The sequence below is a fragment of the Algoriphagus sp. genome, from assembly GCF_029254265.1.
GTDB lineage: Bacteria > Bacteroidota > Bacteroidia > Cytophagales > Cyclobacteriaceae > Algoriphagus.
In genome coordinates this window covers 24,831-49,730 of the sequence record NZ_JAQWXX010000090.1, presented here as the reverse complement: position 1 = coordinate 49,730, position 24,900 = coordinate 24,831, and the positions used below count along the sequence as shown (strand labels likewise).

The following is a 24,900-nucleotide window of genomic DNA, read 5'->3' as shown; positions in this document are numbered from 1 at the left end:
GCCCTTTCAGGGCAATAGCATGGGGGATATTCATTTCTGAGTCAAAGGTCTGTTTCCTTTGGGAAACCACTATAATCACTCAATAGATTTCAACTCAAAAACACGATCCACTGCCTTAGGAACATCTTCCGAATAATGACTTACGTAAATCAAAGTGATACTGGTGAGTTCACAGATTTTCTGGATGGTTTCTTTGAAAAGCTTACGCTGATATTCATCCATTCCCTGTGAAGCCTCGTCGAGGATCAATATTTTGGGCTGTTTGATCAGTGCTCGGGCAAGTAAAGTCCAGCGTTGATTTTCCAAGGAAAGTCTGCTGATTGGGATATTTGCAAAAGATTCCAACTGAAAAAGTTTCATCCAAGATTCGGCTAATGCTTCTTGTTCTGCAGATACTTTTTTGAACAATCCCATGGTGTCAAAAAGGCCGGACAGAATAACTTTTCTGCAAGTTTGATTGGCAGGGAAGAACCGACTGAGCTCCGGAGCGACAAAACCTGTAGGCCGTTTCACATCCCAAATGCTTTCCCCAGTCCCTCTTTTCCTTCCAAAAAGCCAAAGATTCTGAGCATAGGCTTGAGGGTTTTCCCCTATTAATAGACTAATCAAGGTTGATTTTCCACTTCCATTTTTACCCCGAAGCAGCCATCGCTCTCCTAATTTCACTTCCCAGTTGAGATTTTTCAGAATCTGCTTTTCACCGTATTTGATAGAGAGGTTTTCCATGCGAATTACCTCAGGATTTCCACTTAATCTTTTTGACAGAAGAGATGCCAAAAGCTCCCAATCAAATGAAAAGTTTTGCTCCTGCTTACCAATAAGATGAAATTCTGAAACCGCCCAGCTTTTTTCAATCCCTGAATTAGTCAACCTCGCTACATGAGTGATTCCTTCGGGGATTTCATTTGACGAAGTAGTCAATATTATATGTACCCCTTTCGAGATGATCACTTTTAAAATCTCTCCAAATTCTTGCCTACTTTTCACATCCAAGCCAGTCATTGGTTGATCCATCAAGTAAACCCTTGGCTGCCGCATCAAGCCTACGGCTATGGCTAAGCGACGAGTTTCACCATTGGAAAGCTTCAATAATGATTTATCCAGCAGAGCCTCGAGCCTGAGTAAGATCGAAACATTCTCTAAATTCCATGGGCCGGAAATTTTAGGTTGAACTTCACTCAAGATCTCTCGAACAGTTGCTGCTTCCTCGGATTCTGAAGAATTGAATCGCTGCTGAAAATAGAAGTTTTGAAGATTGGATCGGTTCCGGAATTCATATCGCTGAGATACATAGGCGATCAAATCACGAAAGCTATGAACCGCTCCTTCTTTCTGTTTTTCAGCTAAATAGCTCGCTGCAAATGGCCGTGTAATCAGGCCAGAAGAAATCACTGTATTACCTCGAATGGTCTCCAAAAAAGCTGTGAGCGATGTGCCGGAGTCTCCTGTAATTGCCCAATGCGTTCCTTTTTCCCAATCAAAAATCAGATCTTCAAAAGTATGAGTCCCCTTGAAAAGCACATGGGCCTGAGAAATTTGGATAAGTAAGTCGTACAAGAAAAAGCGTGAATCAGATGAATTCTCAACTTAGTGAAAAAATCATTTTCTATCCTTACTATCGATCAGAATTGTCACCGGCCCGTCATTGATCAGGCTTACTTTCATATCTGCTCCGAATTCTCCGGTTCCAATGTTTTTTCCAAGTTCCTCCTGAAGTGCAAGGATCATTTTCTCGTAAAGTGGGACTGCAATTTCAGGTCTAGCAGCTTTAATATAGGAAGGTCGATTTCCTTTTTTAGTACTTGCATGAAGGGTAAACTGGGAGATTAATAGAATCTCAGCACCTACATCAATCAGGCTTTTATTCATGACCTCATTTTCATCCGGGAAAATCCGAAGGTTTACGATTTTTTTAGAGAGCCAAGAAATATCCTCTTCCGTATCCGCTTCCTCTATTCCAACGAGCACAAGCAATCCAACCCCGATTTCAGATTTGATTTTTCCTTCAATTTTCACCGAGGCTTCAGATACACGTTGAATTACTACTATCATTTACTTAAATCTTGCATTTCGGATGATAAAACAATTTCTACAGACTTTGAAACAGGCTGAAGTGCTTTTTTCACCATTGCCTTGGCGACTTGATAGTCATAAATAGGCCGGCCATTTTTCCAGAGTTTAAACCATACCAATGGCTTCATGAATATTTTTGCAATTTCTTCCCCAAGCCTGAATTCATTCCTATTACCTAACAAAAGTGACGGCCTAAAAATACCCAAATAATCAAATTGAATACTTTTTAAGTCCTCTTCAGTCTTCCCTTTGACACTATTATAAAACACTTTTGAATTGGGGTCAGCTCCAAGTGCTGAGACCAGAAGAAATTTTGTTGCACCCATTTTCTTGACGAAATGACCAAATTGGAAAACCATATCATGGTCAATCTTAAAAAATTTTTCCTTGGACCCCGCTTGTTTGATGGTCGTCCCGAGCGCACAAAATCCATGTACTTCTGCCTTTTTTTCGTTTAAAAAAGCTCTTACTTGATGATTCTCTCCTCCCAAGTCTTCTTCAGATAGTTTCGAATCCAAATCCCATGTAGAAATCATATTCATGTCACCGGAGATTTGGATCAACTTTCCATGTTTTAAAGAAAGTTTCCTTCTACCAACACTCAGAACATAATCATAAGCTGGATTCTGCAACAATTGGTGCATCAACTGCATGCCAACTAGACCGGATGTACCTGAAAGAATCGCGATTTTCATAGATCGAAGATAGACTTAAACAAATCCATTAACTCACTTTCCAAGGATCGATTTTTATCTTTTGCATACCACAAATGTGTTCCCTCGGAAAACTCCTTTGAAGATATACCCATAGGGTCCAGTTTATAAGCCTTTAATCGATCTTGAAGATATTTGGGTCTAGGCCCCCAAGTTCCTAAATCCTCTAGTTTATCACTTAAGACAATCAGTTTTGGGATTGATCTGGCTCCTTCGGTCAGATAAGCATCCATTAGATCTGGATTTTCATCTCTCAGAACCAGTTTCAACTGAATATTTGGATTCAAGTCTGCAAGCTTTGAAATATAGGGGATACTCTGTGCAGCATCTCCACACCATGCTTCAGTGATTACCAGAAAGACTATTGGAATAGAAATCGACTTGATCATTTCTTCCATTTCGGATGAAATCTTGGCAGTCTTATCCCATCGATTCATCCGTTTTACATTCATTCTGGTATATTCCAGATATCCCTCTGTTTGAATAGGTCCTGTGGTTTTATTCTGAGATAATAGCTTGTCGATCATTTCCCGATATTCCGAATACGATTGGCTACTTTCTAGCAGTGACGGGGTAATTAATTTTAATTGTTGGTCCAGCATTTTTTTAACTTTTATCAGACCGGAACAGACTCTTTTAGATTTCGGTTCTCTCCCACTCCAAAAATTCCTGAACTTCATCTTTTACTTTAGCATATATCGCCAAGACGACAGAAAAATCATCAGCAAATCCAATAAATCCCAAGAAGTCAGGCACTATATCAATAGGAGAAACAAAATAAATTAACCCTAACAAAACTAAACCAAGGGTACTTCCTGCCATTTTATGGGAACCATTAAAGTGTGCTTTAGTCATTCGAATGAAAACTGAAACGGGCTCTATCAACTTTGCAACTGTAGGATGATGGCCTAACCTTTCAATCTTTTTTCCCACACCTGAGATCAAGGCACGAACTTTTTCCTCCTGTCTGGCAAGATTTTCCACTTGCTTTCCAAACATAGATTTTGCCTTTTCAAGCAATTCTGTAGCGTTGCTCTTGATGATTTTCATGATTAGAAGTAGATATTAACCTCAGACTTGACTTGCTTTAATGCATATAGAACTGAATCATTTTGCCTATCGAGCGATTGTGAAAAGATGGCTTTTGCTAAGTCTATTCCTTTACCTTCTCCATCGAGTTCTTGTCTACTCAAATTAATAATGGTCGTAACTTCCTCAACGGCTCTTTTGACAGCCTCCCAAGTTTCCTCTGAAAAGTAAACTTGCTGGGAAAAATTATGATTAAACTCTTCTCTGACTTCGGTCATCAACTGCGCATACAGTTCATTTACAGTATATGAAGCAGGGTTAGACCTTCTTACCAGATTGTTAGGAGTAATCCGCTCCAGAAATAGACAAAGTCTCTCTGCGGCCTGAAGTCGAATCGGTAAAATCACCTCCGTGTTTTTCGTTTTTAATTCTACGATCATTTTTTCCTTTTCTTTCGAAAGAAAAGAAACAACTACCAAGTACATCCCATAAAGGACAATACCGGCAGGGAGCAATATTTTCAATAAATCAACGAGATAGTCCATTTGATAATTTTATACTCGAATTTGCACAATTAATTGACGCTAGAAAATAAAGCAGCTTGTAAATTTGAATTCTAAACGAACCAAATTTCCCAAGATTTCATTTCTTCATCATGATTATCCCCATAAAAATCACTCCAAAAGCCGAATCCGAGATTAAAAACATCATGGCAAACAAAAGTATTCCGGCTGATTACCATCTTAGAGTGGGTGTCAAAGGAGGAGGTTGCGGTGGGATGTCGTATGCATTGGGATTTGACAAACCAAAAGCTGAAGACCAAAAGTTTGATATCGAAGGAATCCCCGTATTGATAGAGAAAAGACATTATATGTTTTTGATGGGAATGCAGATTGATTTTTTTGAAGGAGATGAGGCTCGTGGATTCACATTTGTCAATCCAGATATTCCCAAAAGACACGATCAAGAATAATTTATTATTTTCATAGTGACCTAACCCTTTTAACTATGAAAACTTTCCTCCTCTCGGTATTATTTCTATTTTCTATATCACTGGCACAAGCACAAGTAAAGAAACTGAGAGAAGGTCAAAATCCCGGAACCGGTAACTTAAGTCAACTTGCATGGCTAATTGGCTATTGGACTGGGGAAGAATTTGGAGGGCAATGTGAAGAAGTTTGGATGCCAGAGATAGATGGAAATATGATTGGCACTTTTCGATTTTGGTCTGAGGAGAAATTGATTTTTACAGAGTTTATGAATCTGGTCCAAGAGGGAGATACTTTTTCTCTGAAGTTGAAACACTATAATCCTGATTTGTCGGGTTGGGAAGCCGATGGAGAATGGACTATTTTTAGACTAGTAGAAGTGAGAGAAAATAGTGTTTTGTTTGATGGATTGACGATGATCAGAACAGGTGATGAAATCAAACTTCATCTCGCCTTGACCGAAAATGGAGTGGAGACCATCGAGGAACTAACCTATCGAAGAGGCTCTCTTTGATTTTTAAAGACCTTCAAATCCCGGCTTCACATTCTCCCAAAAGTCATCTAGCCCAATAATTCTTGGTTTAAAAAAGGAGATAATTTCTGGCCAGTCTTTTTCATCCATGACATTTACTTGGGGAAGAATCTTCTCAATCTTACTGATAGGTTGTCCAAATTCATTGGGGGAAAGCAGTTTCCATTCCCATTCTTCATTCAGACTATTTAGGAAGAGTTTTTTCAGCTGAACAAATTGATCAAAGTACAATTCCTGTAGCTCTGTATCTGCATGGCATATTTCTATTCCTATAGAAGCAAAATCTCTTTCTGCTTTCATCCGAAAATAGATATTCCGAATATTAGTTTTATAATTTGGCCAATTAACCCGGAATCCTGAAGCACTGGGCACTGGCTTCATATATTGACCAAATTTGATCCAAAATTCCTTTCGGATGCGGGAAGTTTCTGCCCGATTGTACATGGTTAATAGGACTCGTGGCTATCTGATGGCAAAACCAGGATGATTTCACCTGAATTTTTGAAATCTGGATTTAAAGAATCCAATTGATCTTGTGTAACAGTATGGATATTCAAAATTTTCAAATCCGGAAACTCCCTTTTCAAATACCACAGAATCCCTTCTCCGTCTTTAGAGTGATATGAACCATTGATGTGTAAGATCTTTTTCCCTGCAGAAATAGCTGGAAAAAGTGATTCGGCCATCGTTACGTCTTTTAATGCCTGTGCCTGAACCATAAAGTCTGAATTCATAGGACCTCCATGCATCATATCTTTCATGGCAACATACCCAGGCATAGTCATATCTATCTCAATAGGTAATTGAGCCAAATATGATTTTGCTTCAAGACTTAAGCTATCTAAAGATGTAATGCCTGATCTGCTCACTAATGAAGCATATTTCCTTGGGACATTACTTGCGATGAATTTCAGATGATGATCTTTGGCAAATTGCATCAGCGGACGATAATCAGTTTTATAATTATTCCAAAGCTTTGCCTCTGTTTCAAAATTCTTTTCGGTCATTTTCCCCGCAAACCATTCATCGATATTGATTTGATCATCCCGCTCAAAAAACTCAGCCGCTACAACCAATTCAGGGTTATTTGCCGCCATACCTTTTAAAATCTGTAACTGCAGCCAATGTGCAAGGCTATTATTATGCAATTCACCAAAAAATGTAATATCGGCTTTCTTGGTACTTTTGAGTACATCCTGAAAATCTAACTTCTTCCCTTCATTCGAAAAAAACTGGTACGCTTCACCTTGACCTAGAGCAATTAAACAGAATGAAAAATTAGAAAAAGCTATAAATGAAGCAATCAGAATGATTTTTATCAACTTAGGCATAATCTTCTGGGTATTGAATTTGAACAGCAGAAAATTTCACCAACCCACCTAATGAAGGATGGTGTTTTTTCAGAGTAATCTTTATGTTTTTCACGTCGGGATAAACTTTCAAAATATCCTCCACGATTAGGTGACCAAGATGCTCAAGCAACTTCACTTTTACCTCCATCCGTGCCTTGATCAGCTGGTAAAGCTTTGCATAATCTACCGTATATTTCAGCTCATCCTTTTTCATGGCTTCCGAAAAATCTGTCGTCAGTTCCAGATCAAGTGTAAAGCGATTACCGAGGATTGATTCTTCGGGGTAAGCTCCATGATAAGCATGAAATTCTATCCCCTCAAGTGTGACCTTCCCCATTAGTCGAATTGATCAAAAAAGGACCCAGATTCATTTTTGAGATCCTCTGGTTTCTTTTTCTGAATTTCCTCAGGGTTACTTTCTTCTGCTTTAGGAATTTCTTTCTCCTTAATCTCCACCTCGGCAACCTCTTCTTGAATCTCCTCTATCGCTACTGATTCCTCTATAGCAATTTCTTCAATTTCCACTTCAGATTTCACTTCTATAGATTCTTCTTCTACTGGAATCTCCATATCAGGTGAATTATCATGGATCTCGAGATCCAATTCTTCTTCGATTATTTCCATTTCCGCTAGAGGATCTGATTCATCGATTATAGGTGCAACAAACTCATTGCTTACCTCTGGTGCCAGATTAGCTAGATTCGCAAAGGTGAAGGCTTGTGATCTACTAAGCTCTTCGATCGCTCTTTGATGTGCTTTGGCATCGATACGAGAAAAATGAGCTTCTGATAGGTCGATTTGATTTAGTGCATCTTGAGCAATTCGTTTAAGGCTTTTCACCATAGCTTCCCTTTGTTCAGCCAATCCTTCATAGGATCTTACCAAACCCTGCATACTCTCTCTAAGCTCAACGATTGTCTCTTTGGCTTTTGTTTCCGCAGCAGAAATAATAGTAGCTGCATCTTGCTCAGCGATTTGCCTCGCAGAAGCTAGGATTTTATTAGCATGATTTGTTGCAGATTCTGCTGACTGGTTAGCTTCGGCTATAATCAGATCTGCAGCCTCATTTGCTTCTTCTATGATTGATGCTCCTGTATCTTCGGCAGTTTTAAGGGTTCTGAAAAGCGAATCTTCTACATCTTTCAGGCGCTTAGCCTCTGCTTCAGTATTTTGGAGTTTGGTTTTCAAGTCCATATTCTCCTTATGAAGCGCATCTACCACCTCACTGATCTCCTCTAAAAACGAACTAACTTCTTTCTTTTCAAAACCTCTAAATCCGGTTTCAAATGACTTTTGCCTAATAGCTGCTGGTGTGATCTTCATGGGTTAATTATCTGAAATTTGCCAAATAGATATACTTCGGTCATCGGAGACAGAGATGATATTTCCCTGATAAGTACTCCAGACCACTTTATTTATCGAAGTGCCATGTCCGGCATTTCTTGCTTTGTCGATTACTTTTAGGAGTTTTTGTTCGGCCACATCCCATATCTTCATGGATTTATCCATAGAGCAGGAAACGAAAAGTTTTCCGTCTTCCTTGAAAGATATGTAATTAATGGCATACATGTGAGCCACAATATTCTGGATTTGGTTGTAATTAGAAGTATCCCAAAACTTCAATTGAGCATCTCTACCACCACTTATCAGCAAGTCCTCACTGGGAGTATAGCTTAGCGCAAATACTGAATTGGTATGAGCTGCGAGATTTACAATAGGCTGAAAATCATTTGCCATGTCCAAGATTTTGATAGAGTGATCACTTAGTCCCACTGCAAGATGTTTTTTATCAGTAGCAACGGCAAAGACACGAATACTTTTTGAGCTTAATTTAATATGCTTGCGAATAGCTCTTTTTTCGATATCGACTATGGTTAGGACACCGTCCCCAGTACCCACATACACTTCGTTTCCAATTATTTTGATATCAAAAATTGCCTGATCAGTAAGCTTTAGAGACCAGATTTCAACATTATCATTGAGGTCGATTACGTGAATCCCCTCAAAGTTATGCCCTATAAAAAGCAAATTCCTGACATGATCAATCGCAAGTGCATAAACAGAATTATTCAACTTGGCGATCAATTTACCATCTTTTGGAAAATCAAGATCCCATTCTACCACCATTCCATCTCCTGAGCCTGTATAAAAAAAACGAGGGTCAGTTCCTTCCGTTAAAGCGTAAATGCAATCGTTGTGACCGATTAGCGTATGTAATTTATTAACTTCAATTTTTCCCATATATTGCTGCGAGACTAAGGTTACCCTTTTGGCCGATGCAAACAAAAATAGAAAAAATTGACTCTTACTCAGCCTTGGCCATCAAGATAATTGAATCACATGAAGTCGAGGATTTAGATTTTTTGAGTTTTCGGGAAAAATTAGCCTATTCAAACATCTCTCATCCTGAAAAACGAAAAGAATGGGCATCTTCAAGAAAAGCTATTTTTGACGCACTGCAATCTTTACATATTCCATATCCTGGATTTTTTAAAGATGAGCATGGGAAGTCTCAATCAATGAACGGATCCGGATTTGTATCCTTGACTCATACTTCGGGATATGCTGCTGCGATCTACCACAGAAATACACCAGTGGGAATTGACATGGACCACATTCGAGAAAAAATTCTACGAATAGGATTTAGATTTCTAGATTCGTCAGAGCTCGATTACCTTGAAAAAGATCCATTACATTATACTATAGCTTGGTCAGCCAAAGAATCTATTTTTAAATGTCAGGGAAAAAAAGGAGTGTCATTTAGAGAAAATATTTTATTGGAACCATTTGATTCAAAAGCTACTACAATCAAAGGCAAAATACGAGGAACGGATTTTGCAGACCATCACTATCAGGTCAATGTTCGGGTTATTGATCAAACTGTGCTCACTTACACTACTTGGTAATATGAAATCGAGCATGTCTCGAGCGGCACACGCAGGGATCATTATCCGTTAGGCGAGATTCCAAATGGCCATTATGAATAAATTGTAATCCTATGAAAAAGCAAATTTCCCTCTTCTTTTCCTTTATCCTATCTCTCTCACTTTCAGCACAGACGCTTCCAGAGATATCACTCACTGATGCTGTCACCGGTGGCACGGTAGAAGTTACCAGCAAATCCGGAGATAAAGGATTGGTAATTATTTTTCATTCCTTAGGCTGCCCTTTTGCGAAAATGTATGAGTCACGGCTCAAAGATTTAAGAGTTCGATTTCAGAGTCAAGGGATCAATATTATTCTAGTAAACCCAGAAATTGGAAAAAGTCCTGAAGAGCAAACCCCTCTAAAGAACTTTATTGATCAAAGTGGAATCAATACTGCTTATTTGATCGATGATAAACAGGAATTGACTAAGCTTTTTCAGATTTCTAAAATACCGGAAGTAGTTTTGCTAACGAAGGGGGCAGATGGTTATTCAGTTCGATATAAAGGAGCAATTGATAATAATCCACAAGCAGAATCAAGCGTCTCAGACCGCTATTTGGAGCGTGCAATGAATCAAGTATTACGTGGAGAAGATCCAACACCTGCCCAAGTCAGAGCTGTGGGATGTAATATTCGAACTTTCTAAGACTCCAGAAGTGCTATAAGGTCCCGAACTTCCTCCACTTTATCTTGCTCCCCTAATTTTTCAAAAGCTTGCCCCAAATTTCGGAGCATTCTTAGAATTATAGCTAAGTGTGAGCAAGGCTCAAAATACTCATCACGAGGTTCGATTTTCAAATGCTCTAAATAATTTGAAACATCTTTTCGACCAAAAATCAGCCCTTTATTGAAGGCATTGATGTAAAAATTATAATCTTCAGATTTGTATGTAAGAACAAACAGATTTGGAAGATTCACTCCATAGATGGGAAGTCCAAGTTTTCTTGCGACCAATAAATAAATAGAGCATAGCGTCAGTGGATTTCCGCGTTTGGAGTCCAAAACCGAAGAAAGCATACTATTCGCAGGGGAATGAAAGTTTTTGGTATTCGCAGAAAAACGAAGCGTGTTGAAAAGAACATTATTGATAATCCTTACTTGATCGTAGGGAGGAAGATCGTTTTTAAAAGCTGTCCAAACCTCAAAGTAGATTTGATGCATATCTGCATTTAGCTTTTCAAACTCAATGTCTGGATATTGATAAGTGTTAATAATCCAAAGTCCTGCAAGTAAATCCCGATCCTCTGTATTTTTCCAATCTTCTAATCTTTGCTTTAATTGCGAAAGCTGAAGATCATGTACAAGCTCCTCGATTTCCTTTTGAATTTCCGGATTGAAACTATTTTCCCATTTTTTTTCCAAAAATGGAATAATCTCAGTACCCAAGGAAAGAATCCTATCCCGCACATGTGTCCGAACCTCAAAGTCGGAATCATCAAGTAACGATACCAATGCATTCAATTCACTGGAAGTCAAATCACTCATAGGTATGGGCTTTGCTATGCATTTTAAATCGTAAATAATTTACAAAAAATTACTTAAGTCTGGATGACACCAACATTAAACCGCTCGCTAATCGGAGCATGATTGGCAGCTTCTATTCCCATACTTATTACTTTTCGGGTTTCCCTAGGATCAATCACTCCATCTACCCAAAGTCGAGAAGCTGCATAGAAAGGGCTCAATTCCTCGTTGTACTTATCAGTTATCTCATCCAAAAGGATTTTTTCATCTTCAGGGGAAATTACCTGACCTTTCTTTTTCAAGGAAGCCACTTTTATCTGGAGCAATGTTTTCGCGGATGAAGCACCAGACATTACTGCCATTTGAGCGGTAGGCCAGGAATAAATCAATCGAGGGTCATAGGCTTTACCACACATAGCATAATTACCTGCTCCATAAGAGTTACCAAGAACGATAGTGAATTTTGGTACAACTGAATTCGCCATCGCATTGACCATTTTTGCACCGTCTTTGATAATCCCTCCATGTTCGGCTTTGCTGCCCACCATAAATCCACTTACATCCTGAAGAAATAACAGCGGGATTTTTCGCTGATTGCAATTCATAATAAATCGTGCTGCTTTATCTGCAGAGTCTGAGTAAATCACACCCCCCATTTGCATTTCGCCCTTAGCGGTTTTGACTATTTTACGTTGATTAGCAACGATTCCTACAGCCCAGCCATCTATTCGGGCTGTACCACAGATCAGCGTTTTCCCATAGTCTTTTTTATACTCATCGAGCTCTCCGCCATCGACCAAACCACTGATCACCTCATTCATATCATAAGGTTTGACTCGTTCCATTGGGAAAATCTCAATTAGCTTCTCAGGTGAAATAGAAGGTTCTTTCGGCTCAGCTCTATCAAAACCTGCAGTCTGATTATGTCCGAGTTTTTCGAATATTTTCCTGATCTCATCAAGACATTCTTGATCCGAATCGTATTTATTGTCAGTAACGCCAGAAATCTCGCAGTGAGTAGTAGCGCCTCCAAGGGTTTCATTGTCAACAGACTCTCCTATTGCCGCTTTCACTAAATATGAACCCGCCAAAAAAATAGAGCCAGTCTTATCGACAATCATGGCCTCATCGGACATAATAGGCAAATAAGCTCCCCCTGCAACGCAGCTGCCCATAATTGCGGCAATCTGTACAATCCCCATTGCAGACATCTTTGCATTGTTTCGGAATTGTCTCCCAAAATGTTCTTTGTCGGGAAAAATCTCATTTTGCATCGGAAGAAAAACCCCAGCACTATCCACAAGATAGATTATTGGTAAATGATTCTCCATTGCTATCTCCTGAGCACGGAGATTCTTTTTGGCGGTCATAGGAAACCAAGCTCCAGCTTTGACAGTGGCATCATTTGCAACTATCACACACATTCTATTCTTTACGTACCCAATTCCTGTCACTACTCCTGCAGAAGGGCATCCACCCTCCTCTTCATACATTCCATCTGCAGCGAAAGCACCAACTTCCAAAAATCTCGAACCTTCATCAATAAGATAATTTATTCTCTCCCTCGCAGTCAGTTTTCCTTTTTCATGCTCTTTTTTGATTCGGCTCAATCCTCCTCCCAACTTCACTTGATCATACTTAGTCTGGAGGTTTTGTAAAAGTTGCTCCATCGTTTTGGGTTTTTGGGTATTATTTGGGTTCATAGTTTTTATTCAGTTCTTATTTTCAAACTCTATTAATCTTCAAAGAGTTTGGCTTTGAAGATAAACAAAAGCCCTTTCTCAGAAGGAAAAAGGGCTAAATGATTCTAAATAATGTATTTATTATTTTGATTCAATTGCTTCTTTATAATCACGAATTGATCTATAAATCGCTGAAGCCATGTACTCTTTTCCAGCTTCACTCATTAAGAATCGCTCCTCTTCGGAATTGGACAGGAATCCAAGTTCTACCAATACTGAAGGCATAGATGGAGTCCAAAGCACATAAAAAGGGCCTTGTTTTACACCTCTGCTTTTTCTCCCGACACGATCCCGGAATTGTGTTTCAATCTGATCTGCAAGGGAAACGGAGTTTTCGAAGTGTACCTTGGACATCAAATTAAACATCATGTAAGACTCTGGAGAGGAAGGATCAAATCCTTCGTAGTTTTCTTCATAATTATCTTCCAATAGAATTACAGAGTTTTCTCGCTTGACAATATCAAAATTGGCTTCAAAATGTTTAGTACCCATCACAAATGTCTCGGTTCCAAAAGCCGACTTATTAGGAGCCGAATTAGAATGAATGGAAACAAAAAGGTCAGCTTTATTATTATTTGCAATTTGAGGTCGTTCTTTTAAGGAAGGAAAACTATCATCTTTACGAGTGTACACCACTTCCACATCAGGCATATTTTCTTTGATATACTTACCTACTAGAAGGGTTACGGCAAGATTGATGTCTTTCTCCTTTGACCTAGAGCCAAGATTTCCGGGATCTTTTCCACCGTGACCAGCATCCAAAACGATTTTTTTCATCCTAAATGCAGGCATCATCGTTTCGTTAGGAATATATCCACCAAATATGAAAGGCGTTAATAAAACTAAAGTCAGAAGAAATTTTTTGTTTTTGGACCGTACCATGAGGGCAATAAAATTAACTTTACACGAAATTTCACTCAAATTAAATAAAGCGTAGGCAGCAGTGCAGAATCTAAGGCTCTTTTTATTTTCCTTTTTTGGGCTAATACTCCTCACGCATTTTGCGAACGCACAAGACCCTGTCAAGTCGAGAAGGGAGCGCCCAATTACTTTTCCGGACACTCTGGTCTCACAACCAACCCCAAGGAATCTCGGAGACACCCTCTCCATTCCTGCTGATACTCTTCCGATCTCTGACTCGACAAAAATTGTGCCTAGGAATGGAATAGAAACAGATATTACCTATTTCGCTGAAGATTCCATAGTTGCAGATTTCCCAAATAACAAACTCATCCTTTATAAAGAGGCTTGGTTTGAATATGGGGATATGCGATTGGATGCGGATTATATTTTGATCGACTGGGAAAAATCAGAAATCTACGCCAGCGGACAAGCTGATAGTCTGGGTAATATCTCCGGAAATCCCTTTTTCAAACAAGGAGGGACTGAGTATGAAGTTCGCAAGGAAATGCGCTACAATTTCAAAACTCAAAAAGCAATCATCAAAGATGTAGTCACAGAACAGCAGGACGGGATATTACGAGGTGAAACGATCAAAAAAACCGAAGATGGTAGTATATACCTTGATCATGGGTATTACACCACCTGTAAACTCACCAAACCACATTGGCATATCTCTTCCAATAAGATCAAATCTATTCAGGGAAAACAAGTGGTATCAGGCCCATTCAACTTGTATTTCAATGGAATCCCTACTCCATTGGGTTTACCTTTTGGAATTATTCCAGATACCCCGGAGGAAAAAGCTTCAGGAATAATCTTTCCTAGCTATGGTCAAGAGCAAAAACGGGGTATTTTCCTAAGGGATTTTGGATATTACTTTGCGATCAATGATTATCTCCATACAAGAATTGCAGGTGATATATATTCCAATGGTGGCTGGGGTGTCAAATCACAAACGGTTTATAAAAAGCGTTACCGATATAGTGGATCTATGAACGTGGACTTTCAAAAATTCGTATCGCCTGAAACTGATCTGGAACCCGTCAATTACAACACATTCAGGATTGCTTGGTCACATAATCCAGAAAGCCGAGGCAACAGTAGATTCTCTGCTTCAGTAAACGCGGGTAGTACGAGTTATTTTAATAACATCATCAATCCGAACAGTTTTCAAAATAATGTCACTTCGGATCTCCAGTCTAACATCAACTACACTAAGACCTTCACTGGTACACCGTTTACGATGTCAGCCAGTATGAGACATTCTCAAAGTGTGCAAACTGGAGAGGTAAATTTGAGTTTACCTTCAATGAATGTGGCAATGAATAGACAGAGCCCTTTCAAAAATGTGAAATTTGAACCGCTAAAGACATTCAATATAGCGTACACTTTTAACCTCCAAAACTCAATCACTAACAGAATTACTCCTGATTTAGGTGTGGGAGGAGATCTTTCAGGGGCTCCACAGGCACCGGAACTGGTTCCTTTTACACCTGCAAACTTTAGCACTTTACTTCAAAATGCTAACAATGGTGCTCAACACCGAATTCCGATTAGCTCAAATTTTAGAGTCTTCAAACATTTTACTGCAACAGGATCCGTCAACTTTACTGAGCTTTGGTATCTACAGCGATTGAACTATTATTACAATCCAGCTCAAGAAAGAGTGGATAAAATTGTAGAGGATGGATTTAATAGGGTGACTTATTACAACAGCTCTTTTAATCTGAATACCAACGTTTATGGGTTTTATAATTTTAAAAAGGGTAAAATACAGACTATAAGACAGCTTTTTACCCCCTCGATAGGATTCAACTTCACGCCGGATTTTTCAGATCCCCGATTAGGATATTATCAAGAAGTACAAATCAATGAAGAAGGAGATACTCGCTTATTTTCAAGACAGCAAGGATTTATTTACAGTGGTGCTCCTCTGGGAGAATCAAGAGCGATGACTTTCAATCTAAGAAGTGTTTTGGAAGCAAAAGTGCTTTCAGAATCTGATTCCACGGAAGCGACAACCAAGAAAGTCCCTTTGATGGAAAGTATTGATTTCAATACCAGCTACAATTTCGCAGCAGACTCCTTTCAATTAGCGCCATTTTCCATCAGTGCACGTACAAGCTTCTTCGAAAGAAGAGTATCTGTTAACCTACGAAGTACTATAGATCCTTACGCAGTAGCAACTTTCACCAATAGCAGCGGACAAGAAGTCACTCGAACCATCAATGAATTTGCCTGGAAAAATGGACAGGGTATTGGAGCAATCCGGAATGCAAGCTTGAACCTCAATGCTTCGATCAATCCGAATAGTTCGCAGTCTCAAGGGGAAGTGCGAGATGAATTGACAAACCAATTTTTGAATGAGGGTGGACGGATGAATCAATTTGTTGAAAGTGAAATCAATCGAATTGCCACAGACCCGAGTCAATATATTGATTGGAATGTTCCTTGGAATTTGACTTTTGGCTATAATTTATCTTATAACAAACAACCGAGTGGCAATAAAAATGTCACCCAGACCATCAATATGAGCGGGGATGTGTCGATTTCTGAAAAATGGAAAATCAATTTCAACACTGGGTATGATGCCCAAACTAAGGAATTGACTCAAACAATGATCGGAATCGCAAGAGATCTGCATTGCTGGCAAATGAATGTCAACTGGGTGCCATTTGGACGATTCACTTCTTATAATATCGACATCCGAGTCAAATCCAGCATCCTACAAGATCTGAAAGTATCTCGAAGAAGATCATTCTTTGATAATTAAGAGATGGGGAATCTAAGATATTAGATGTCAGATTTAAAGCAAATCATAAATCTAATATCATAAATCTAAAACCCTTAAACTCTAGATCTGCTTAGCGGCATCGTCATGCATCTAGGCCCACCCAAGCCTCTTGAGAGTTCTGAAGAAGGGATTTCCAAAACCTCCACTCCCATTTGCCGAAGTGCTCTATTCGTATGGATATTTCTATTGTAAGAAATCACACGACGGGGTCCAATGGCGAACACATTTGCTCCATCAAACCATTGCTCACGCATTGCATAATCAGGATTCCCGTCTGCAGTATGCAGAATTTCCAAATGAGGAATTTCCCGCTCCAGAATTGTCAAAAGGGATTCCTTTAAAACATCTCGCTTAATGATCACTTTATCCTCTCGGATTTCTTTCAAAGTATAGAGTGAGGTCTGTAAAACCGAATTCAATGCATCAGGATAAGTAAGCGCCAAATTTTCATCTAAAATCGTAAATACAGTGTCTAAATGCATGTATTGACGCTTTTGAGGAAGATGTACTTCATATACTCGCTCGACTGTTCCTTCGCCTAGTAAAGCTTTGGCAGCATGATAAATAGCCTTTTCATCCGTTCGCTCCGAGTTACCAATGGCTACGGCTTTGTTGGATAAAATAATTATATCTCCACCTTCTATACTTGGGGGACTGTGCATCCCTTCAGCAGGATAGAGCTTATTGATGTTCTCTTTAAAATCGGGATGATTTTCAAAAATGGTACGAAGCAAATCCGCTTCCCGTTGACGACCTTCCATTTTCATACTTGAAAAAATAATTCCGCCAGGTGTCACCGCCATTGGATCTCGCTGGAAATATAAATTTGGGCATGGGGAAATTGCAAAAGCATAATCCATCAATTCTCCCGAGTTCAGATTGGGAATTTTTCGCTTCAACTCATGAATTTTCAATCCTCCTGTGAGAATCCCCGCACATTCGGCGGTAGAATATCGCTCCAATATCGCCTCTGCCAAATGCGATAGTCCAGATCTCCGGAGAGAATCCCGCATGAGATTCAGAAGGATTTGCTCATCATATAAGACTCGAATCAACAATTCACGAAGTTGATACACCATCGCCCCTGTGGATGTTTTGATTAGGTTAGAAAAAGTATCATGCTCTTTCTGAAGAGCTTCCAAATAAGGCACATCATCAAAAAGCAAAAACTCTTTATTATATGGAGTCAGTCTATCGATTTCCTTTCCGGGACGGTGCATCAAAACCGCCTTGAGTGTTCCAAATTCTGAATTGAGTCTAAGATTCATTTGATTAAAGAATTTTCATGAATTAAAACTATAAATTATCATTTTTTCAATGATAATACCAGTTAATACGAAAATTGATAAAGTTTATTTTTTATCGGAATTTATAAATTCAACAAGCATTAGGGTGAATCATCGTTTATTTTTGAACCAATATTCTTTAAAACCTTAACCTTCCTAAAAGACTTAGCCCAAATTCAACCCTATCAAAAGATTTACAAACCAATCTTGACTTATCCTTTTTCTCCTACCTTACGTAAGAATTGCAGGACTTATTATAGTTCCTAATCACCCTTTGCTAATCAATCCATGTTCAAAAGAATCACTCAAGTCTTTTCCCTATCAATTTATCTTATCCTAACCAGTTGCGCGACAGTCACTCAGATTACAGATGGCATGTCCCAATCCATTCTAACTCCATCTTCCACAGAAATCAACTCAGCCTTGAAGGAGGCTTTGGAACAAGCTACTGGAATCAGTACCGAACGGCTACACCTGAAAGATGGTTACTTAAGTAATCTGGATGTAAAAATCCTATTTCCTCCAGAGGCCAAACAAATCGAATCTACACTTCGATCTTTGGGGCTTGGATCTATGGTCGATCAAGTGATAGTCAGTGTGAACCGTGCTGCGGAAGATGCTGCTATTGAAGCGAAACCGATCTTTGAAAGCGCGATCAAACAAATGAGTATTCAGGATGTCAAAAACATTCTTCTAGGCGAAAATAATGCAGCTACGCAGTATTTTGCCAAAACCACCAGCGATAGTCTGACCGCCAAATTCTCCCCAATCATCGAAACGAGCTTGAAGAAGGTAGATGCCACCAAATATTGGGAGGATGCGACTACCCGCTACAATAAGGTTCCATTTGTAAAAAAGGTGAATACAGATTTGACTGGCTATGTCACGCAAAAAGCGATCGATGGACTTTTTATAGAAATCGCCAAAGAGGAACTAAAAATCAGAGAGCAAGTCACCGCTAGAAAATCAGCCTTACTTCAAAAAGTCTTTGGATATGCGGAAAAGGAGAGGAAGTAGTTTGGGACAGGTTCACTAAAACCTTAAACTTTGTAAAATAAAAAAACCGAGCCTTTCAGCCCGCTTTTTCTATTTATGTTTAATTAATATCAATCTAAAAGCGACACTGTAATCGAATCACCTTCTTTGGTCACTTTTGCCACTCCTTTGCCAGTCAGGCCTTTCATCGCCACATCCCACTTCTTTCCGCTAAGTCCTGCTTTTTCTTTTAAGAGACCTATAGCAACTGGAGATTCCAATTTCAAAAGTTCGAAAATCCCTTTCTCTTCCTCCGACATCTCCACCTGCTTTTTCTCAGGTCTCATTTGAGGGAAAAAAAGTACTTCCTGAATCGTGGTTTTATTGGTCAAAAGCATGGTTAATCGATCGATTCCAATTCCCAATCCTGATGTAGGAGGCATTCCGTATTCCAAAGATCTCAAGAAATCTTCATCCATTGCCATCGCTTCGTCGTCTCCTCTTGCTGCCAGTTTCAACTGATCCTCAAATCGCTCGCGTTGATCGATAGGATCGTTTAATTCTGTATATGCATTTGCGATTTCCTTGCCGTTTACAAACAGCTCAAATCGCTCTACCAAGCCCGGCTCGGTTCTATGCTTTTTCGCCAAAGGCGTCATTTCGATAGGATAGTCCGTGATATAAGTTGGCTGAATTAGGTTTGCCTCCACTTTTGCACCAAAGATCTCATCGATCAACTTCCCTCTTCCCATGGTATCATCAACTTCGATGGCAAGTTGCTTGCAAACTCCACGAAGTCCTGCCTCATCCAGTTCGCTGACATCAATTCCTGCATATTCCTTGATGGAATCATACATGGTCAACCTTCTGTAAGGCCCGGCGAAATTAATCAGCTTATCCCCTACAGCAATTTCAGTTTTGCCATGGATTTTTTCAGTCACTTGCTCGATCAATTCCTCCACCATTTCCATCATCCAGATATAGTCTTTGTAGGCTACATAGATTTCCATGGAAGTAAATTCTGGATTGTGGGTACGATCCATGCCTTCGTTTCGGAACATTTTTCCAAACTCATACACGCCGTCAAAACCACCAACGATCAATCGCTTAAGATATAGCTCATTCGCAATTCGCAAGAAAAGCGGCATATCCAAGGTGTTGTGATGTGTCCCAAAAGGTCGAGCTGCTGCACCGCCGTGAACTGCCTGCAAAATTGGGGTCTCCACTTCAAGCCAGCCATGATCGTCAAAGTAGCGACGCATTTGACTGATGATTTTAGAGCGGGTAATGAAAGTGTTTTTTACCTCTGGGTTCACTGTCAAATCCACGTATCGCTGACGATAACGCATTTCCGGATCGGTAAACCCATCATGTACATTCCCTTCTTCATCTCGCTTAACAATCGGAAGTGGCTTCACAGATTTGGACAAAACTATCATCTCTGTCACGTGAAGTGATATTTCACCAGTTTGGGTTGTAAAAATATATCCTTTCAAACCCAAGAAATCACCTATTCCCAAGAGCTTTTTGAACACTGTATTATAAAGAGTTTTATCTTCTCCAGGACAGATATCATCTCGACGAATGTAAAACTGAAGTCTTCCGCTCGCATCCTGAATCTCCCCAAACGAAGCCGAACCCATAATTCTTCTACTCATCAACCGACCAGCAATCTTGATGTCTTTGTAATCAGTCTTTCTGTTTTCGTAGTTGCGATGAATATCATCCGCAGTCACATTGATTGGAAAAGCGGGAGCAGGATAAGGGTTGATTCCTAGCTTCATCAACTCTTCCCTGTCTTTACGTCTTTCTAATTCCTGTTCGCTTAAAACTTGCATGTTTATTCTATTTTTTCAAGGTCCAAAAGCCCCTAAGTTATCTTTAAATTAGTTACCACCACCCTAATACTGTCAACTGCTAACTCTTTCCTATCTCCTGTCGCCTGTTCACCGCTGACTGATTACTACCTACTGTTTACTGCTGACTGCCCACTGTTTACTGCCCACTATTTTTCCTCCTTTTCATCTCTCGCTTGATCAGTTCAAACTCCCGACTACTTTGCCCTGCAATGCTGCTATTTTCCGCTGCCCTACGAGTAAGATAGGGCATCACTTTTTCCACTGGACCATAAGGCACATACTTCACAACTCTGAAACCTGCTTTCGCGAGGTTAAAGGAAATATTATCACTCATTCCATATAATTGGGAAAAGAAAACTCGATCAGAATTCGGGTCAATTCCTTGTTTATTGATCAGCTGGGTCAAAAGCAAATTGCTTTGTTCATTATGTGATCCTGAAACCAAATAGCACCCATTTTCTAATGCATATTCCAAAGCAAGATTATAATCCCGATCTGTCGCAGCCTTATTAGGTTGGATTGGACTTGGATATCCCAATTCCTCGGCTCTCTCCCGCTCTTTTTCCATATAGGCTCCACGCACCGGCTTTGCTCCGAAGAAATAGCCTTTAGCCTTAGCGGTTTCATTCGCTTTCTTTAATCGCTCCAGTGAATCATGTCGATACATCTGGAAGGTATTATAGACCACACAGCGCTCACCATTGTATCTCTCCATCGCTTCATAAGCCAAGTCATCGATCACGTTTTGAAACCAAGATTCTTCGGCATCTACCAAAATCTTGAGACCAAGGTCATGCGCTGCCTTGCAAAGTCGATTTACTCGAGCTTTGGTTCGATCAAAAGCGCTGTTTTCTTCTTTAGTTAGAGCTTCTCCAGCCTGGATTTTCTCCATTATGTGGTAATCTCCTAGTCCAGTAACCTTAAAAACCCCAAAAGGCATGTAATCCGTCTTGGCAGATTCTACCATGGTCTGATAGATTTCCTCTGTAGTCTTTTCAAAACTCTGCTCGTCCCCTTTTCCTTCTACTGAAAGATCCAAAATGCTTTCGATCCCAAAAGATTCAAGCTTTTTGCATGCTTCAATCGTCTCCGCAATGGTTTCCCCTCCACAGAAGTGTCCAAACATGGTTTGCTTCATCAATCCTTTAATCGGAAGGCCCAATTTGAAAGAGATATTGGTCAATGCGATACCGAGATCTGAAACAAACTTATTGTTCAGCAAGGCAAAAACCAGGTAAACTTTCCGGAGTTCTGCATCGGATTTGGAAGCAAAAGCTACTTCCATGTTTTCAAAAGAAATATTGGATTTTACAGGCATTTATGGCAAATAAAGTTGCAAAGATATCAAAAAAACAGCTTCAGCTTAGGTTTTGTTATGATAATTGAAAAAGATGAAAGCGGTTTATTTCATGTGTTTATATTTTGATTTTTAATGGTCACATGGAATGCCGTAGATAATCATCCCCCTATGTGAGAAGTTCCTTCTTGTGGGCATTTCATCATTTGAATTAGAAGATTTTTTATAATTCATTCATATGTATGAACTCTAGAAATTATCCGCAAAGCTTAATCTTTTTAAAAGACTAGTTACCAAAAACTGCAAACCAAACTTTATTGCTCAGCAGATCATTAGGCAAACCAATAAAAATTTTGAAATTTATTTTTCAGAATTAATAAACAGTTTTTGAAATTAAAACAGAATTATAATCTGTTTAAAGTAATTATTTTTACTTATTTAGATAAAAATCAAAGAATAGCCCTTGGAATTATTGAATTGATAAAGAAGATGGCAAAAAATAATTTTGTTTTTAAAAAGTCCCCTCCTATTTTTGAGACATGTTATTCACAGCCGTAATTTATTTTACCTTCTTTTACTTTTACTTTCGAAGCCAAAATCGAATCGGAGCTGTGTATTGTCTAGCCAAAAACTAAAAGAAAATATAAACACAAAAGCCCGGTTCGAAAGACCCGGGCTTTTTTCATTTAAAGCTCAGTACCATGAAAGCACACAAACAAATTAAAGATTGGGGATTAGGATTGACCAGCCCTTTGATTATTGCAGGGCCTTGTTCTGCAGAAACTCCAGAGCAAATCGAACAGATCTGCAAAGAGATGAAAGAAGAAAATATGGTTCCTCAACTTTTCAGAGCTGGAATCTGGAAGCCAAGAACAAGACCAGGATCTTTTGAAGGTGTTGGAGAAGAAGGATTAAAATGGATGGAGATTGTACGCCATCACTTGAATATTCCAATCACTACCGAAGTTGGAAATGCAGCGCACGTAGAATTGGCATTGAAACATAAAGTCGATGTACTTTGGGTAGGAGCCCGAACTACTGTCAACCCATTTGCAGTTCAGGAAATTGCAGAAGCACTCAGAGGAGTGGACATTCCCGTAATGGTGAAAAACCCAATGAACCCGGATCTTGATTTGTGGATTGGAGCTTTGGAGCGTTTTCATGCTGTAGGAATTGATAAAATCGCTGCAATTCATCGTGGCTTCTCAGATGCCTATGATAAGCGCTTCAGAAACAAGCCAAACTGGTCTATGCCAATTCACTTGAAGCGGGTCTGGACTGGAATGGAAGTTATTAACGACCCTTCTCATATCGTAGGAAAAAGAGATGGTTTGCTTGAAGTTGCTCAGCGTGCGATGAACTTCGGTTTGGATGGATTGATGATTGAGACACACCATGATCCGGACAAAGCTTGGTCTGATGCGAAACAACAAGTAACTCCAGCAGCACTAAAAGAAATGATCAATTCGATTGATTTCAAGGAGCCTTTGGAAAGCATGAAGCCTGACGAAAGACTTCAGGATTTGAGAAGAGCTGTGGACCATATGGATGACCAATTACTCGATATTCTTCAGGAACGTTTTGCCATTATTGATCAAATCGGTTCACATAAGCGTGAGCATCATTTGACCGTATTTCAATCTGACAGATGGAAAGAAGTAATGGAAAGCAGAACTCAAAAGGGCGTAAATAAACAGCTGAGCGAAAAATTCATGAAGGAGTTACTTTATTGTATTCACGAAGAATCAGTAAAGCGTCAAGAAAAACAACTTCGTGAGGCTAGTCCTATAAAAAAATAATTGCAACATACTGAGCTAGTAAAGGCAAAGAGGAGCTTTCTCCGCTCTTCTTTGCCTAATTTTCGACTATCTTGGCTTCAGTAAAATTACAGTCCTTGTGAATCCGATCTACTTTTCAGACCAGCCGGCAGAAGACCTGCATTCGCTTTTATCGCGATTGAGTTTTTCTCAACTTTTTATTCTTGTTGATTCTAATACCCAAATTCATTGTCTTCCAATTATAGAAAAAGTTCTCCCCGATACTGCCAGCTTCTTTGTAGTTCAGCCTGGTGAAAACAATAAGACCATTGCCACCTGTATGGAAATCTGGGCTGCAATGACTGGTGCAGCTTTGGACAGAAAAGCGCTTGTTCTCAATTTAGGGGGTGGTGTTTTGGGAGATATGGGAGGTTTTTGTGCAAGTATTTACAAGCGAGGAATTCGATTCATCAATATCCCAACTACTTTACTTTCTCAGGTTGATGCCAGTGTGGGCGGTAAATTAGGAGTGGATTTTGAGGGGTTAAAAAATCATTTGGGTGTATTTAATGAGCCTGAAACAGTTCTGATTTCACAAATATTTCTTTCAACACTACCAAAGAATGAACTTCGGTCCGGTTTTGCAGAGATTATCAAGCATGGACTGATTCAGGACAAGGGTTATTTTGAAAGTTTAAATTTCAAAAATTGGGAAGACTCAGATTGGAAAGAGTTAATCAGACACTCCATTGCGATCAAAACCGAAGTGGTAACCTCAGATCCAAAAGAAGCAGGACTTCGCAAAATCTTGAATTTTGGGCATACGATCGGGCATGCTTTTGAGACATTTTACCTTAATGGAGAAAAACATCTGCTACACGGAGAAGCAATCGCAGCTGGCATGATTTGCGAGGCTTGGCTTTCGCAGGAGAAACTTGGCCTTTCTGGAGAAGAATTAGCTGAAATAGAAGCCGTTTTTTTTTCCATTTATGGCAAAATTAAAATTGAAGAATCTGAAATAGAATCATTACTGGACCTTTGCCTTCAGGACAAAAAGAATGAAGGAAATAGCCTCTTATTTTCACTTTTGAAAGAAATTGGAGACTGCCAATACAACATCCCGATTACTCGTCAAGAGATTCGAGAGGCCATTTTATACTACCAAAGTCGCTAACTTATCACCTTATTTTCTTTGAAAACCGATACC

The 24,900-nt window shown here is 39.4% G+C and carries 25 protein-coding genes; 8 read left to right on the top strand and 17 right to left on the bottom strand.

The window, feature by feature from the left end:
• Nucleotides 1-75: 75 nt before the first annotated feature.
• Genes P8O16_RS13525 through P8O16_RS13500 form a run of 6 tightly spaced genes read right to left on the bottom strand, consistent with a single transcriptional unit; the run spans nt 76 to nt 4,360 of the window.
• Nucleotides 76-1,557: an ATP-binding cassette domain-containing protein gene (locus P8O16_RS13525; RefSeq protein WP_300315939.1), complete on the bottom strand. Its 1,482-nt coding sequence runs from the start codon at nt 1,555-1,557 to the stop codon at nt 76-78.
• 42 nt (nt 1,558-1,599) lie between these two features.
• Nucleotides 1,600-2,052 (bottom strand): D-aminoacyl-tRNA deacylase, encoded by a 453-nt coding sequence (gene dtd / locus P8O16_RS13520; RefSeq protein WP_300315936.1) that lies wholly within the window; start codon nt 2,050-2,052, stop codon nt 1,600-1,602.
• On the bottom strand, nt 2,049-2,768 hold the full coding sequence (locus P8O16_RS13515; RefSeq protein ID WP_300315933.1) for an oxidoreductase: 720 nt from the start codon (nt 2,766-2,768) through the stop codon (nt 2,049-2,051). The genes dtd and P8O16_RS13515 overlap by 4 nt, the downstream gene beginning before the upstream one ends.
• The gene (locus tag P8O16_RS13510) at nt 2,765-3,388 is read right to left on the bottom strand and encodes a thioredoxin family protein (protein ID WP_300315930.1); all 624 of its coding nucleotides are present in this window, start codon (nt 3,386-3,388) and stop codon (nt 2,765-2,767) included. Before P8O16_RS13510 ends, P8O16_RS13515 begins: the two co-directional genes overlap by 4 nt.
• A gap of 34 nt (nt 3,389-3,422) precedes the next feature.
• Nucleotides 3,423-3,836, bottom strand: a complete 414-nt coding sequence (locus P8O16_RS13505) for a DUF1232 domain-containing protein (protein WP_300315927.1) — start codon at nt 3,834-3,836, stop codon at nt 3,423-3,425.
• A gap of 2 nt (nt 3,837-3,838) precedes the next feature.
• Entirely contained in the window at nt 3,839-4,360 is a 522-nt protein-coding gene (locus P8O16_RS13500) for a hypothetical protein (protein ID WP_300315924.1), read from the bottom strand.
• Nucleotides 4,361-4,470: 110 nt separating this feature from the next.
• Here P8O16_RS13500 and P8O16_RS13495 point away from each other — a divergent pair, with 110 nt between their 5' ends.
• Both P8O16_RS13495 and P8O16_RS13490 read left to right on the top strand, forming a co-directional pair.
• Complete coding sequence (locus tag P8O16_RS13495; protein ID WP_300315921.1) at nt 4,471-4,788, top strand: iron-sulfur cluster assembly accessory protein; 318 nt, start codon at nt 4,471-4,473, stop codon at nt 4,786-4,788.
• A gap of 35 nt (nt 4,789-4,823) precedes the next feature.
• Nucleotides 4,824-5,318 carry a DUF6265 family protein gene (locus P8O16_RS13490; protein ID WP_300315918.1) on the top strand — a complete coding sequence of 165 codons (495 nt, stop codon included), beginning with the start codon at nt 4,824-4,826 and terminating at the stop codon, nt 5,316-5,318.
• Nucleotides 5,319-5,321: 3 nt separating this feature from the next.
• Here P8O16_RS13490 and P8O16_RS13485 read toward each other — a convergent pair whose 3' ends face one another.
• From P8O16_RS13485 to P8O16_RS13465, 5 genes are read right to left on the bottom strand one after another with little or no spacing between them, the layout of a single operon-like run.
• On the bottom strand, nt 5,322-5,780 hold the full coding sequence (locus P8O16_RS13485; protein WP_300315915.1) for a DUF4268 domain-containing protein: 459 nt from the start codon (nt 5,778-5,780) through the stop codon (nt 5,322-5,324).
• A 2-nt stretch (nt 5,781-5,782) separates the two neighbouring features.
• The gene (locus tag P8O16_RS13480) at nt 5,783-6,667 is read right to left on the bottom strand and encodes a ChaN family lipoprotein (RefSeq protein WP_300315912.1); all 885 of its coding nucleotides are present in this window, start codon (nt 6,665-6,667) and stop codon (nt 5,783-5,785) included.
• Nucleotides 6,660-7,025 (bottom strand): dihydroneopterin aldolase, encoded by a 366-nt coding sequence (gene folB / locus P8O16_RS13475; protein ID WP_300315909.1) that lies wholly within the window; start codon nt 7,023-7,025, stop codon nt 6,660-6,662. The genes P8O16_RS13480 and folB overlap by 8 nt, the downstream gene beginning before the upstream one ends.
• On the bottom strand, nt 7,025-8,011 hold the full coding sequence (locus tag P8O16_RS13470; RefSeq protein ID WP_300315906.1) for a DivIVA domain-containing protein: 987 nt from the start codon (nt 8,009-8,011) through the stop codon (nt 7,025-7,027). Before P8O16_RS13470 ends, folB begins: the two co-directional genes overlap by 1 nt.
• A 3-nt stretch (nt 8,012-8,014) precedes the next feature.
• Nucleotides 8,015-8,929 carry a WD40 repeat domain-containing protein gene (locus P8O16_RS13465; protein WP_300315903.1) on the bottom strand — a complete coding sequence of 305 codons (915 nt, stop codon included), beginning with the start codon at nt 8,927-8,929 and terminating at the stop codon, nt 8,015-8,017.
• Nucleotides 8,930-8,964: 35 nt separating this feature from the next.
• On the opposite strand from P8O16_RS13465, the gene P8O16_RS13460 reads away from it, so the two are divergent.
• Entirely contained in the window at nt 8,965-9,594 is a 630-nt protein-coding gene (locus tag P8O16_RS13460) for a 4'-phosphopantetheinyl transferase superfamily protein (protein ID WP_300315901.1), read from the top strand.
• Nucleotides 9,595-9,686: 92 nt separating this feature from the next.
• Nucleotides 9,687-10,262 carry a redoxin domain-containing protein gene (locus P8O16_RS13455; RefSeq protein WP_300315899.1) on the top strand — a complete coding sequence of 192 codons (576 nt, stop codon included), beginning with the start codon at nt 9,687-9,689 and terminating at the stop codon, nt 10,260-10,262.
• Here P8O16_RS13455 and P8O16_RS13450 read toward each other — a convergent pair.
• The 3 genes from P8O16_RS13450 to P8O16_RS13440 form a co-directional block, all read right to left on the bottom strand.
• A complete protein-coding gene (locus P8O16_RS13450; protein WP_300315897.1) occupies nt 10,259-11,101 on the bottom strand; it encodes a transglutaminase-like domain-containing protein in 843 nt (280 codons plus the stop codon). The genes P8O16_RS13455 and P8O16_RS13450 overlap by 4 nt on opposite strands.
• A 53-nt stretch (nt 11,102-11,154) precedes the next feature.
• A complete protein-coding gene (locus P8O16_RS13445; protein WP_300315895.1) occupies nt 11,155-12,783 on the bottom strand; it encodes an acyl-CoA carboxylase subunit beta in 1,629 nt (542 codons plus the stop codon).
• A 120-nt stretch (nt 12,784-12,903) separates the two neighbouring features.
• The gene (locus tag P8O16_RS13440; protein ID WP_300315893.1) at nt 12,904-13,704 is read right to left on the bottom strand and encodes an N-acetylmuramoyl-L-alanine amidase; all 801 of its coding nucleotides are present in this window, start codon (nt 13,702-13,704) and stop codon (nt 12,904-12,906) included.
• Between the two features lie 61 nt (nt 13,705-13,765).
• On the opposite strand from P8O16_RS13440, the gene P8O16_RS13435 reads away from it, so the two are divergent.
• The gene (locus P8O16_RS13435; protein ID WP_300315891.1) at nt 13,766-16,498 is read left to right on the top strand and encodes a putative LPS assembly protein LptD; all 2,733 of its coding nucleotides are present in this window, start codon (nt 13,766-13,768) and stop codon (nt 16,496-16,498) included.
• A 74-nt stretch (nt 16,499-16,572) separates the two neighbouring features.
• Here P8O16_RS13435 and P8O16_RS13430 read toward each other — a convergent pair whose 3' ends face one another.
• The gene (locus tag P8O16_RS13430; RefSeq protein WP_300315888.1) at nt 16,573-17,787 is read right to left on the bottom strand and encodes an arginine deiminase family protein; all 1,215 of its coding nucleotides are present in this window, start codon (nt 17,785-17,787) and stop codon (nt 16,573-16,575) included.
• A gap of 306 nt (nt 17,788-18,093) precedes the next feature.
• On the opposite strand from P8O16_RS13430, the gene P8O16_RS13425 reads away from it, so the two are divergent.
• A complete protein-coding gene (locus tag P8O16_RS13425; protein ID WP_300315885.1) occupies nt 18,094-18,822 on the top strand; it encodes a DUF4197 domain-containing protein in 729 nt (242 codons plus the stop codon).
• An 89-nt stretch (nt 18,823-18,911) separates the two neighbouring features.
• On the opposite strand, the gene lysS is transcribed toward P8O16_RS13425, so the two are convergent.
• Together lysS and P8O16_RS13415 are read right to left on the bottom strand one after the other, a co-directional pair.
• Entirely contained in the window at nt 18,912-20,618 is a 1,707-nt protein-coding gene (gene lysS / locus P8O16_RS13420; protein ID WP_300315882.1) for a lysine--tRNA ligase, read from the bottom strand.
• Between the two features lie 157 nt (nt 20,619-20,775).
• Entirely contained in the window at nt 20,776-21,957 is a 1,182-nt protein-coding gene (locus P8O16_RS13415; RefSeq protein WP_300315879.1) for a proline dehydrogenase family protein, read from the bottom strand.
• A 680-nt stretch (nt 21,958-22,637) separates the two neighbouring features.
• Here P8O16_RS13415 and P8O16_RS13410 point away from each other — a divergent pair.
• The gene (locus P8O16_RS13410; protein WP_300315876.1) at nt 22,638-23,735 is read left to right on the top strand and encodes a chorismate mutase; all 1,098 of its coding nucleotides are present in this window, start codon (nt 22,638-22,640) and stop codon (nt 23,733-23,735) included.
• Nucleotides 23,736-23,832: 97 nt separating this feature from the next.
• Entirely contained in the window at nt 23,833-24,867 is a 1,035-nt protein-coding gene (aroB, locus tag P8O16_RS13405) for a 3-dehydroquinate synthase (protein WP_300315873.1), read from the top strand.
• Nucleotides 24,868-24,900 lie beyond the last annotated feature (33 nt).